Source organism: Moorena sp. (genome assembly GCF_982860115.1).
Window position 1 is genome coordinate 31366 of the sequence record NZ_CEYLVT010000036.1, and the last position, 12525, is coordinate 43890.

Genomic DNA, 12525 nt, shown 5'->3' on the forward strand with positions numbered 1-12525 from the left:
TTAACCTTTCTAGATAAATTGGAACTTTGTTAAAGGTAACTGTATTAAATTAAATATGAAACCAATTCTGGTTTTTGTTACCATTAATTTGGAATGTTTTCAGGTTATAATGTTGAAGGTTAAAACGTTTAACCTTGGCCTATGGCCACGCTACGCGAACAACTTAAGTTTGCTTGCTTTGTAACTCTTTTCAAATTTAAACTTGCTAACTTTTAACTCTATTAACGATGAAACCAGTTATTGTTTTCGGCAGTATCAATATGGATTTGGTAGCCAAAACTCCCCGGTTACCAGTTCCAGGTGAAACACTACAAGGCCATGAATTTTTTACTGCTCCTGGTGGGAAAGGGGCAAATCAAGCTGTGGCGGTGGCACGATTGGGTATACCCACTAAAATTGTGGCCCGCATAGGTAGTGATGATTTTGGAACTCAGCTACGCCACAGTCTAGGGGTCACGGGTGTTGACACTGATAGCGTTTTGGTTGAGGAGGGGGTGAGTTCTGGGATTGCAGTGATTTCGGTGGATGAGGCTGGGGAAAATACCATTATTTTCGTGGCTGGTGCTAATGGGCATGTTAATGAAACTGATGTGGAACGCCTCAGTAATTTGTTGCCAGGAGCCGCTGTTTTATTGATACAGTTGGAGATTCCCATGTCCGTCGTGCTCTTAGCAGCAGCGGCAGCTCAGAAAGTGGGTTGTCCAGTGATTCTTGACCCAGCACCAGCTCAGGAGTTGCCAGAGGAACTGTATGGCATGGTGGATATTATGACACCAAATCAGTTGGAAGCCTCTGTACTAGTGGATTTTCCTGTCGATACCATAGAGTCAGCCAAGAACGCATCAGAAGTACTGTTGCAACGAGGTGTGGATACGGTGATGGTGACCTTAGGAGAGCAGGGAGTTTTCTGTGCCACTGGTTCTGAATCGTTCTTCGTCCCTGCTTTTTCTGTTGAGGCTGTGGATACTGTGGCGGCTGGAGATGCGTTTAATGGTGCAATGGCTGTGGCAATAGCCAAAGGGTTACCCTTGCGGCAAGCGGTAGTATGGGGAGCTGCAGCTGGGGCGCTTGCTGTTACTAAGGCTGGGGCTCAGCCCTCTTTGCCTGATAAAGAGACATTCAATGCCTTTCTCACAAAATTAGGTATTAGGTATTAGGTATTAGGTATAGCAATTATACGACTTGTGAGGTACAAATGTCTGGGTTTTAGGGACTTCGGAGCAGGGAGCAGGGAGCAGAAAAGAGGAAAGAGTGAAGAGGGAAGTCAGAAGAGGGAAGAGGCAAAAAGTATTTGTACCTCATAGCTAGAAGAAACGCTATATTAATTTTTAGATATTAGTGATTGGTAATAGATCATTTACCCGGAGTCAGCTAGTATTGTAAATCCTGATTGTGGATCTAATCATTAGTACTAATGAATCCGGTTTGAGTAAATTATTGAGGTTTGGTAGTACGTTTATATAAAAACTCAGCCCTTAAGCAGTCACTACTATACTGTAACTATACAGTAACATTCTCATAAATTAAGGAGATGGGACAACTAAAATCAATGCTAGTCAAGTGAATTTCCTCTCCTTCTGTGTAGGGATTGAGTTCCCATTTGCCTTGTGGATTGCGCCGGAAGCACTCGATAGTAATCTGTTGAGTATCAATCAAAAGGTATTCTTGTAAGGTTTTGATTGGGCGATAGTTAGCAAATTTGCGACCTCGGTCAAAGGCTTCAGTGGAGGGAGAGAGGACTTCCGCAATCAGACAGGGATGATAAATGACTTTGAGGCGATTGCTGTCTTGTTGGTCGCAGGTTACCATGACATCCGGGTAGTGAAAGGGTCCTTTTTCTGATACACCCACTTTGACACTAAATATAAAAGGACGACAGGAACCTCCCCGCAGATGGCTTTTTAAGGCAGTCGCAAGATTCAGAGCAATGGTTCCATGGGGAATAGTTCCCCCAGTCATAGCATAGACTTCGCCGTCGATGTATTCATAGTTGAGTTCTTGCTTTTCCTCCCAGTCTAGATACGCTTCAGGAGTCATGTACTCTCTGTGATAAGAAGCAACCATAACCACCTCTTTTATGTCCTGTTTTGGAGCTAGTTGAGCTTGATTTAAACTATAGCGCGAAACTCCCCCTGACCGAAACTGCGACATATGATAAATAAGACAAAATATTTTTGCTTTCATACCTACTCCCTTTCGACAGAGCTTTCAACATTGTTTTTTCTAAAAACGGGTATTGTAACTGTAAACGTTGTGCCTTGATTGACAGTGCTTTCAACTTTGATTTGACCGTGGTGATTCTCAACTATTGTTTTAGCGATCGCTAAACCTAGCCCAGCTCCTTTTGCTGTATCATAGGGTCTAGCTGGATCAGCTCGATAAAAGCGATCAAAAATCTGAGGTAATGCTGATTCACAGATGCCTTGACCGGAATCAGTTACCTTAACTTGAAGGAGGTAGCGCGGTCTTGGGGGTCCCCCCCATGAGGAACGACCGGTGAGGAATTGCAGGTTTCTTGCCCTACGTTTGCTGGGAGCTTCTAACTGTTGTAATTCCACTTGAATAAATGCTTCCCCTGGAGTTTTGGTAGAAGCGGGTGTGTATTGCACAGCGTTATTCACTAGATTGGTAAATAAACGTGCCAATTGATTCCAATCCCCGTCAAGGGTAAAGGCATCTTCGTCGAATGTTGGATTTTGGAATTCCTTACTAGGGCAGGGTGGCAGAAATACCTCACCAGCCTCCATCTCTTTGTCTGTCTCCTCTGTCTGCTCTGTGCTCTGTACCTGATCCGGATTGGGGATTTCAATCAGGTACAGAGAAATGCGTTTTTCTGTAGCAATCAGTTGTTGCTCCTCGATCACTTCCATTAGCAAAGCATCTAGGTGGACTAATTGCCACTGGGGTTTTACCATACCGCTATCAGCACGAGCCAAAAACAGCAGGTCATTCACTAGTTTTCCTAAGCGCTGGGTTAATCGCTCTATCACTTCGAGTTGGTGCCGTTGCCACTCAGATGCCAAATCGGGATCCCCCAGAGCAACTTGCACGTTAGTCTGAATCGTCGCAATTGGGTTTCTCAGTTCGTGGGAAGCATCAGCAGTGAATTGTTTAAGCCGTTGGTAGGACTCTCGTACTGGCTTGATAGCCATACCAGATAGTAACCAACCAATAGCACATGTCGTGATAATCATCACCACTGTACCTAGAGTCAGATCAAATATCAGTTGGTGGCTGGGTTTGGTGACTTCAAACCATGGGTGGCTCACCCGTAAATAACCCAAGATATAATCCTCGATTTGCACCGGTTGGGTTAACTGTCGCAGGAGATGCTCTGCTGATAAATGAACTGTTGCCCTAGTGGTGTTGGTCTTTAAGGGAATAGTTAGGGGTTCTGAGAAGGTTGACCACAGCAAATCCCCCTTCGGACTAAACCACTCCAGGTCAATGTGGTCATCTTCTACCCCATCACTATTGTCTCGAAAACTGGCTTCAATGTTGAATTGGTAGGGACTCTCGCCATCATCCACAGGTTGAATCACCAGTGATCGCTCTACCACTTCTACGACATGTTTGAGGGTGTCATCAACCCGTTCAATCAGGGTGTGGCGGACATAAAGATAGACACCAGTTGCAAATAGTAACAGTAAGACTGCTGTGACCGTAGTATACCACAGAGCAAGGCGTCGGCGAGTAGTTTGAAACATGATAATTTAACAGACATCTTGAGCACAACTGAGAACCGAACCAGTTGCTGCCAGTGTAGAGGACAAAGCTAAAATTGATCTCGTGTCCGGTTAAATCGTTCTTGTTTGTAGAAATGTTGTCTGTAACGTCTCTACAAGGAAGGTTTGATTGATTGTTCCTTGTCCGACTTGTCTGCCAAAATAATGAGCCTTCAAAATAGCGATCGCAAACCAGCAAAACCATCTCTAAGCTCTCGGGAAGACCTCTTTCAGTCTCTAGTGGAAAATTCTCCGGAGTGTATAGGGGTATTTGATCGGGAATTTCGCTATGTCTATGCTAATCCGGCTCTGTCACAGGCATTTGGGATCCCCCAGTCAGAATTTATCGGCTTTACCCATCGTGACCTCCGCATGCCAGAAGACTTTATCCACTTATGGGATAGAGCCATGGAAAAGGTGTTTGCTACAGGTCAAGAAAAGAGCATTGAATTCCAGTGGAACACAGAGAATGGGCGACAGTTTTATCAATCCTGTCTGGTACCAGAGTTGGCCAGTGATGGTTCAGTAGAATTTGTTTTGGGGTTTAGCTGCGGGATTAGCGATCGCATAACCAATACAGAATTTTCAAGGTGGATTGAGCAGTTACAGAATTCTAACCGAGAACTGGAACAGTTTGCTTATGTGGCTTCCCACGATTTACAAGAACCCCTGCGCAAGGTCAAGAGTTTCACAGAATTGCTGGTGGAAGAATACCAGGGGAAATTGGATCGCGAAGCAGACAAATACATGGATTACATTGTTGATGGTGTTTTCCGCATGCAGACTCTCATTAAAGATCTCCTCGCCTACTCCCGTTTGGGTCGGTCTGAACTGACCTTTGAACCCACAGATATCGCTGAAGTGCTTGAACAGGTTCTTGAAAACTTGAGTGTTACCATTAAAGAAAATCATGCTATCATCACCCATGATCCACTGCCAACTATCCCAGCTAATCCTCAACACATGGTGGAATTGTTCCAGAATCTAATCAGTAATGGCATCAAATTCCGTTCTGAGGCAACTCCTGAGATTCACATTGAAGCTCAGTTGCAGGAATCACAATGGTTAATAGGGGTTCGAGATAATGGTATTGGTATCAAGAGCAAGTATGCTGAACGAATTTTTTCCATATTCCAACGGCTACATGGTAGGAGCAAGTATCCTGGTACCGGGATTGGTTTAGCCATTTGTCAGAAAATTGTCCAGTGTCACGGCGGAAATATTTGGGTCGAATCCGAGTCTGGTGTTGGCTCAAGGTTTTATTTCACCTTGCCAATTCATCAGAGTTGGTAGCCAAAGATGGCTGATGGGTTTGTGGATAAAAAATCGATAATAAACGATATTATAGTCTAGTTAAACTAACCCAATTTCAATTAACTATGATATGTACAGTAAATTCCCTGAAATTCTGCTAATAGAAGACGATCCTGGAGATATAGAACTCACCAGGAAAGCACTCAACAAAGCGAAACTGGGGATTAACCTCCATGTGGTTATGGATGGTACTCAAGCCCTTGCTTACCTCTACAGAGAGGGGGAGTATTCTGATTCCCAGCAACCTGACTTAATTTTGCTAGACCTAAACCTGCCTGGGATGAATGGACAAGAGATTCTCCAGCATATCAAAGGTGATGATAACCTCAAGCAAATCCCCGTTGTGATGCTGACCACTTCAGATGCTCAGGAAGATATTGTAAAAAGCTATGACTTGGGAGCTAACTGTTATCTTAAAAAACCAATTAGCTTAAAAGAATTTGACAATATTATCCAAGCCCTAGAAAATTTCTGGTTTAGTGTTGTGAAGCTACCGCCGCCATAAACTAGCTAGTGCCGCTGTGGGCAATTAAAAATTAAAAAAAAATTAAAAATTAAAAAAAAATTAAAAATTAAAAATTATTAGATGTTTAGGTAGTGGTAAAAAAGTAGTGGTTTGCCTACGGTCTGATCAAGGTTTCGGCTGTTAATATCGCTAATTGTGTATCACTACCCTTGTTACCTTTTCCCTCTCCCCACACTCTTCCCCCGATTCCCGATTCCCAATTCCCGATTCCCGGTGCGCAGCGCTATAGCTCAGAAACCATTAGAGCTGATTTGTAAACTCGCTGTAATCCTTGTAGGATAAGGCTTGGGCTAAAATAGTACATTTGAACTATATAATAGCCAGAAGACAATCATAGCTAAGCTTTGAGGCTTCTTAATATTTACTTTACAAATTAGCTCTTAGTCTCAATCTTAGTCTCAAGGCTAATCTGATCATGCCTAATGCTTTCAAGGATAAACCTAATTCTTGAAATCTTACCACCACTACGCCTCGTTATATTTAATATTTATTTTATAATTCGAAGCTAAATTACCGATCCAATACCCATCGAAGAGTATCAATGGGTATACTTGTTAGTATTTTAATCCCCTTAATCTCAAGGATTATACGGATTTTATGTCCATTTTTTAGTAAATTATCCGTGTAAGTACGGAGATAACGACTAGTGAAATTACGGTGGAAACAGTTTTTTTTTTAGGTCAATATTAACATATTAGATTTAAATCACATCTAACCGATGTTTTTTGATTAGTTAACGGTATTGCCATGTCATCAACTTACCTACCAATAACTTCTCCTTCAGCTGATCAAAATAATTTCCCTGTCCCTTCACCAGTCCCTACTTCAGTCATTTATTTTCAGAATAAACTGCGCAAAGAAAGACCAAACCATCCTGATTGTACCCGAATTCTCTTAATTGAGGACGATCTCCAGGATGTTGAGCTCATTAAAGCATTACTCAAAAAGGCAAAACATTTTCCAGCAACACTCACCCATGTAGAGACCTTAGAGCAAGGTCTCGAATGCCTAAAGTATGGAAATATTGATATCGTACTCTGTGACCTGTTCTTACCCGATCAGCAAGGCTTAAAGACATTTTGTGAAATTTATGCCCAGTTTCCCGAAGTGCCTATAATCATTCTGAGTGGACTGACTGATGAGAATTTAGCCATAGAAGCGCTACAAGAAGGTGCACAAGATTACTTAGTTAAAGGAGAATTTGATCGGAACCTATTGATACGAGCGATGCGCTATGGCATTGAGCGGCAACGACTGCTGTTAGCACTGAAGCGAAAAACTGAAGCCCTACGAGCCAGTGAAGAGCAATTTCGCACCATGATTACCAGAAATGCTGATGGTGTTGTTATTATTGATCACAATCGAGTGATTCAATTTGTTAATCCCGCAGCAGAATCCCTGATGAACTGTAAAGGGGAAATACTCCAAGGAGAAATATGGTGCAGTTCCCTAGTGGTTGGCAAAACTACAGAACTAGATATTTGCTCCTCCTATGGAAAAATTGTTATTGTGGAAATCCAGCTAGTAGAGATTAAATGGGAAGGGAAAAAAGCCTATCTGGCATCACTGCGAGATATCACCACTCGCAAGGAACTAGAAATTGCTCAGAAGCAACTGAATGATGAGTTAGAACGTCGGGTTGAGGAGCGCACAGTTGAACTAAGAGTAGCCAATGCTCAGCTCCAAGTTTTGGAACTTAAATTACGTCAATCACTGGTGCAAGAGAAAGAATTGAACAATTTTAAATCTCGGATTATCTCTAGCATTTCCCATGAGTACCGCACCCCATTAACTACGATTTCTTCATCAGCAGCAATCCTGGAACGGTACTGTCATAAAATGGATATGACTCCGCAAGTAAAACATTGTAGACGTATCCAATCCATGGTTCAGCACCTGACTGGTTTAGTGGATGATGTGCTATTTATTAACAAGACAGAATTTGACCAACTAAATTTCCAACCAGAACCGATAGACTTAGTTATATTTTGTACTAATTTAGTTGATGAAATTAAATCTAAAACCACAGATAAACACCAGATCTTGTTTAGCCATGAAGGTGACTGTAAGGAATTCAGATCAGATCCTAAGCTGCTACGACAAATGCTAACTAATCTGCTCTCTAACGCTATAAAATATTCTCCTCAAGGAGGCAAGGTCGAACTTAACGCTAAATGTCACAATAATCAAGTAATACTGGAAGTTACAGATGAAGGGATTGGCATTCCTAAGCACGATCAACGTGAGTTATTTAATTCCTTTAGTCGCGGCAGTAATATCGGTTCTATAGCAGGAATTGGATTGGGGTTATCAATTGTCAAAAGTTATGTGCAACAGCATCAAGGTAAAATAGTTATGGACAGTGAAATAGGTGTAGGTACTCGTGTTAATGTATCTTTACCATTCGTTAGTGGTTAGTATGACTCACAATAGCAAAGGGAACAGGGAACAGGGAACAGGGAGCAGGGAGCAGGGAGCAGGCAAGAGGCAAAAGGCAAGAGGCAAGAGTGAAAAAAATCTGTTTACCTCATAGCTATGATAAAAGCTATAATAGGCGAAGTTATGAATACTAATAGAGTTGGTAAAACCTATTTTTAAGCTATCAGATATAGTTACATTAACTACTTATTACTATTGGTGTTTAGGTAATGGAAAATGGAAAATGGAAAATTCCCAATTCCCAATTTCCAATTCCTAATTAACAGCCATAGGCAGAAATTATCGCTTCATCAAAAATCCTTAGACTCTAGTTATTTTTTGTCGTTCAACTGCTTCGTAATGGATTTTGCTTTATCTTTTAAGTTTGCGGTGGTAGCATTGGCTCTGTCTTTCAACTGTTCAGTGACTGATTGAGCTTTATCTTTAAAATGTGCCGTGGTAGCTTGGGCTTTATCTTTCAACTGTTCAGTCACTGATTGGGCTTTATCTTTCAAGTGTTCTGGCATCTGTTGAGCTTTTTGCTTGACAGCTTTAAATTCCTGCACAGTTTTTTGATAATCTTCCTTGATCAAGTCTGTAGCTTGACCAATTTTTTGATTAAGTCCTTCCCCATACGGTTTACTATTTTGAGCAACTGCATCCAGTACAATTACCCGCTTCCTGCCAATACTCGAAATTGCTACGGGTGGGAGTAGATACATACCATCCATAACCCCATGCCAGCCAACGTCGGAGAAGAGATAGTTAACGACACTACCGCTTTTGGGTTTGAGTAAGTAATCCACTAGCTTACCAATTTTGTTACCCGCATCTGTCCACACCTCATGTCCGATCAGTGAATCCCAAGACTCGGTTTTCTGTTGAGCTTTGTTATTTTTGCTAGTGTTGACGAGAATACTATCGGTGCCAATACTCTCTACTTGAGCCCAAGCAAAGTAGCGTTTTTTCGCCCCAAGTAATCCAGACTTACACCTTAAGGCCACGACTCGATGAGCTTGATAGTCCAACAAGAGTTGATCGACATGACCAATTTCTTCGGTCGTCTGACGCTCTAAGACTAGACGATTGAGTAACTGGCTCTGCCTGATCGGTTTGGGTTGGATAAATAGTAAAGACATCGGTTCATGTCTCCTTGAGTAAGAACTGGCAATGGCTTTCGGAAAAAGACACTGAAGGCTCTAAGCGGTAAGCTATCAGGTAAGCATTCGGCGTTTATTTTAAACTGGCGGCTGACCCCTGACCGCTGAATGCTAAATGCTTGTGTACCCCTCTGTGACTTTTTCTATCTAGATTTTAGCTTACAATAATTGCATCAAATCTGATCTAGGGGATTACCAAGGAGTGAGTTGAGACTATGCGCTTATTGTTTTTGATTTCAGGCTTCGTGATTGGCTTAGCTATAGCAGCGATATTATTCGCCCTCCAAAATAAAGCTATTGTGGCGGTAAATTTTGGGGTTTGGACTGTAGAAGAACCTTTATCTCTAGTGATTCTTTTAACTCTATCTATGGGCTGTTTAGCTGGTTTATTAATCTCTACACCTACTCTAATTAACCAAAGTCGTAAACTAGCTCAGCAACGGAAACGGATTAATGAGCTAGAGCAGGATTATAATGAAACAATAGTAAATATTGATAATCAACGCAAAAGGATAGAGTATTTAGAAGATAGTTTGAAAAGTAAGATAGGTGCTTCATCAGCAGAATCTGAGCCGCAATAGCTGGAAAACAGTTAAGCATTTAGGGGTCAGCTTTTTAAAAAAAGCTGATAGCTGATAGCTGATAGCTGATAGCTTACCTATTTTAACTACTGATCAAGGATTCAAACTCAGCTTTTAATGATTCAAAATCTGCCACCCTTGACACTAGTAAATTATCCTTACCAGCATCATTTAATCGTTGTTTCCAATAACTGATGATTTCTGGGTGATTCATCCAGAATTCAATAACACTGTCTACAGCTTGATCTATACCCCAATCTGCCTGGGAGGTAAGGGTTTCAGCTGATTCAATTAAAGCATCCAGGGTACACTGATAAGTACCTAAGTATTTCAGCCGGGGTGGGACTTTTCTCTGAGTCAACGTCTGTTGATGATTGAAAAAGTCTAGGACAGGAGATACTCCTAAGATTTCAAAGGTGTATTTCATAGGTTAAATACCTTCCTTTTTACCAGTTATCCTTTTCGCAAGTTACCTCAACCTTTCCAGCCAAGGTGATCGAGATTAGTATATTTTTATGAGTTTTGTGTTTTATGTTCTGTTTAAGAACTCTGACTGTTTACTAATCCTATAGAACTGCTATTCACTACATAATAAAGGAATTGTTAAATTGGTTTTGTAGTAATTGTAACACAATGTTATAGCCTGTAGCACACCGGAACAGGGAGTAGGGAGTAGGGAGTAGGGAATCGGGAATCGGGAATCGGGAATCGGGAACAGAGAAGAGGCAAAAGGCAAGAGGCAAAAGGCAAGAGGCAAGAGTGCAAAAATCTTGTGTACCTGATTAGACTAGAAAGCGCTATACTTCCCTAATCTCCCTATCTCCCTATCTCCCCATCTCCCTATCTCCCTATCTCCCCATCTCCCTATCTCCCCATCTCCCGATTACCAGATTAGGGTTCATCCTGCCATTCTGGGCTCAGGGTGCGGTAATCATAGTTTGCGACACCGGGATGACAAGTCACACAGGTTTTAACTCCAAAGGGCCGAGGGATTTTCACTTGGGGATGCAGGGCATTGAAATAACGGGATTGGGTCATACGATAAGGGACTTCTTCGTCTTTGTTATGGGGACGGGAGAAATCTCGCAAGTATTGCCAGGTGAGCAATAAACTTGGACCAAGTAGTCTTGGTAGTTGGGTACCGTAATGTTCGTTTGGCTCTAACAATAACCGACGCCAGGTTTCGGTAGGCAATACTTCTGGTGGCAAAGCAATGTGACAAGCGGAACAGTTTTCTAGGTAAAGGTCTTGGCCTAATTTGTAGCGTTTGGACACTGGGTCCATGGATGCGGTTAATTGGGTGGGGTTGGAGGTAACTGTTTCTGGCTCAATCGTATATCCTACGGCTCGCTCCAGTCCCCATCCTATGCTAATACTCCAAAAAATTAGCAATAACAATAGAACCCAAGGTGAACGTCTACGGTTTCGCCTTGGGTTTCTTAACTTCAAAAATTTGGACATACCTCACACACAACACTCTTTAAGGAATTGGTACAGAGCGCAACAATTGCTCAACAATGGGCTGAGCACGACGCCCCCCCGACGTAATGAGACGATGGGACAGTACATAAGGTGCCAGGAACTTGATATCATCTGGAATGGCATAATCTCGACCTTCGATAAAGGCTAGTGCCTGGGTTGCCCGTTGTAAAGCAATGGTACCGCGAGGACTGACTCCTAAGGTGACATCTTCGGCGGAACGGGATGCTCTGACTAAATTGAGCATATACTCTTGTAGTGACTGTTCTACTTTGACCTGGCGACAAAGATTCCGTAATTCTAATACTTCTTCGGTGGTGATACAGGGGGTGAGCTCGGAAACCATCATGCCTTCTAGATGGCGTTGCAACATCTGGAGTTCTTCTTGTTCTGTGGGATAACCTAGGGATAAGGATAATAGGAATCGATCCATTTGGGCTTCTGGCAAGGGGAAGGTACCTTGATATTCCACGGGATTTTGGGTGGCAATCACGAAAAAGGGCTGAGGTACGGGACGCGATCGCCCATCTACGGTGACCTGCTGCTCTTCCATTACTTCCAATAAGGCTGACTGGGTTCGGGGTGTGGCTCGATTAATTTCATCGGTTAGCAAGACATGGGTAAATACTGGACCTGGCAGAAATTCAAATTCACCACTGCGCTGATTCCAGATATTGGTACCTGTGATATCCGTAGGTAGTAGATCAGGGGTACATTGAATACGTTGAAATTTCCCATCTATGGAACGGGCTAGGGATTTCGCTAGGAGTGTCTTGCCCACACCAGGGACATCTTCCAGCAAGGCATGACCCCCAGCCAATAGGGCCACAATCACTAGACGAATGGCATCTGCTTTACCAACAATCACACGACCGAGATTTTCCTGGAGCTTTTCAATTCGTTGTCTCATATAGCAGTGTTCAATTGGGTGAGGGAACAGGGAACAGGGAACAGGGAACAGGGAACAGGGAGCAGGGAACAGGGAGCAGGGAGCAGGGAGCAGGGAGCAGGGAGCAGGGAGCAGGGAGCAGGGAGCAGGGCAAACATCCCCTTATCTCCTATAAGCTAGCAAGGGTTTTCGGAAAATGGTAATTCACAAGAATGTGGGGAGATAGGGAGATGGGGAGATGGGGAGATAGGGAGATAGGGAGATAGGGAGATAGGGAGATAGGGAGATGGGGACATGGGCAGATGGGGACATGGGCAGATGGGAAAGATTTTGATAGGGTTTATCATACTTATGAGAGACAGGAAGTACACTCAAGTTTCTTACCCCGATTCCCGATTCCCGATTCCCGATTCCCGATTCCCGATTCCCGATT

At 42.8% G+C, this 12525-nt stretch carries 12 protein-coding genes; 5 read left to right on the forward strand and 7 right to left on the reverse strand.

The genetic code is table 11. The features are described 5' to 3' along the window. Window positions 1-227 precede the first annotated feature (227 nt). Window positions 228-1157, forward strand: coding sequence for a ribokinase (gene rbsK / locus AC4II3_RS08960; protein ID WP_488013560.1), 930 nt, complete (start codon window positions 228-230; stop codon window positions 1155-1157). A 343-nt stretch (window positions 1158-1500) separates the two neighbouring features. On the opposite strand, the gene AC4II3_RS08965 is transcribed toward rbsK, so the two are convergent. Together AC4II3_RS08965 and AC4II3_RS08970 are read right to left on the reverse strand one after the other, a co-directional pair. Then, window positions 1501-2064 (reverse strand): Uma2 family endonuclease, encoded by a 564-nt coding sequence (locus AC4II3_RS08965; protein ID WP_488013558.1) that lies wholly within the window; start codon window positions 2062-2064, stop codon window positions 1501-1503. A gap of 122 nt (window positions 2065-2186) precedes the next feature. Further along, window positions 2187-3707 carry a sensor histidine kinase gene (locus AC4II3_RS08970; protein ID WP_488013556.1) on the reverse strand — a complete coding sequence of 507 codons (1521 nt, stop codon included), beginning with the start codon at window positions 3705-3707 and terminating at the stop codon, window positions 2187-2189. Window positions 3708-3890: 183 nt separating this feature from the next. Here AC4II3_RS08970 and AC4II3_RS08975 point away from each other — a divergent pair, with 183 nt between their 5' ends. From AC4II3_RS08975 to AC4II3_RS08985, 3 genes are all read left to right on the forward strand, one after another. Continuing rightward, complete coding sequence (locus AC4II3_RS08975; protein WP_488013554.1) at window positions 3891-5018, forward strand: ATP-binding protein; 1128 nt, start codon at window positions 3891-3893, stop codon at window positions 5016-5018. A gap of 91 nt (window positions 5019-5109) precedes the next feature. Further along, window positions 5110-5544: a response regulator gene (locus AC4II3_RS08980; protein ID WP_488029169.1), complete on the forward strand. Its 435-nt coding sequence runs from the start codon at window positions 5110-5112 to the stop codon at window positions 5542-5544. A gap of 768 nt (window positions 5545-6312) precedes the next feature. Beyond that, on the forward strand, window positions 6313-7983 hold the full coding sequence (locus tag AC4II3_RS08985) for a hybrid sensor histidine kinase/response regulator (RefSeq protein ID WP_488015766.1): 1671 nt from the start codon (window positions 6313-6315) through the stop codon (window positions 7981-7983). A gap of 332 nt (window positions 7984-8315) precedes the next feature. Here the strand turns inward: AC4II3_RS08985 and AC4II3_RS08990 are convergent, their stop codons facing one another. Continuing rightward, window positions 8316-9122 (reverse strand): PRC-barrel domain-containing protein, encoded by an 807-nt coding sequence (locus tag AC4II3_RS08990; protein WP_488015768.1) that lies wholly within the window; start codon window positions 9120-9122, stop codon window positions 8316-8318. A gap of 236 nt (window positions 9123-9358) precedes the next feature. Here AC4II3_RS08990 and AC4II3_RS08995 point away from each other — a divergent pair, with 236 nt between their 5' ends. Then, window positions 9359-9724 (forward strand): LapA family protein, encoded by a 366-nt coding sequence (locus AC4II3_RS08995; RefSeq protein WP_488015770.1) that lies wholly within the window; start codon window positions 9359-9361, stop codon window positions 9722-9724. Between the two features lie 82 nt (window positions 9725-9806). On the opposite strand, the gene AC4II3_RS09000 is transcribed toward AC4II3_RS08995, so the two are convergent. The 4 genes from AC4II3_RS09000 to AC4II3_RS09015 all read right to left on the reverse strand — a co-directional run bounded on the left by AC4II3_RS09000 (window position 9807) and on the right by AC4II3_RS09015 (window position 12113). Continuing rightward, window positions 9807-10151: a hypothetical protein gene (locus tag AC4II3_RS09000; RefSeq protein WP_488015772.1), complete on the reverse strand. Its 345-nt coding sequence runs from the start codon at window positions 10149-10151 to the stop codon at window positions 9807-9809. Between the two features lie 150 nt (window positions 10152-10301). Beyond that, window positions 10302-10481 (reverse strand): hypothetical protein, encoded by a 180-nt coding sequence (locus tag AC4II3_RS09005; RefSeq protein WP_488015774.1) that lies wholly within the window; start codon window positions 10479-10481, stop codon window positions 10302-10304. Window positions 10482-10615: 134 nt separating this feature from the next. Further along, window positions 10616-11122 (reverse strand): cytochrome C, encoded by a 507-nt coding sequence (locus AC4II3_RS09010; RefSeq protein ID WP_488015776.1) that lies wholly within the window; start codon window positions 11120-11122, stop codon window positions 10616-10618. 82 nt (window positions 11123-11204) lie between these two features. After that, window positions 11205-12113: an AAA family ATPase gene (locus AC4II3_RS09015; RefSeq protein WP_488015778.1), complete on the reverse strand. Its 909-nt coding sequence runs from the start codon at window positions 12111-12113 to the stop codon at window positions 11205-11207. Between the last annotated feature and the right edge of the window lie 412 nt (window positions 12114-12525).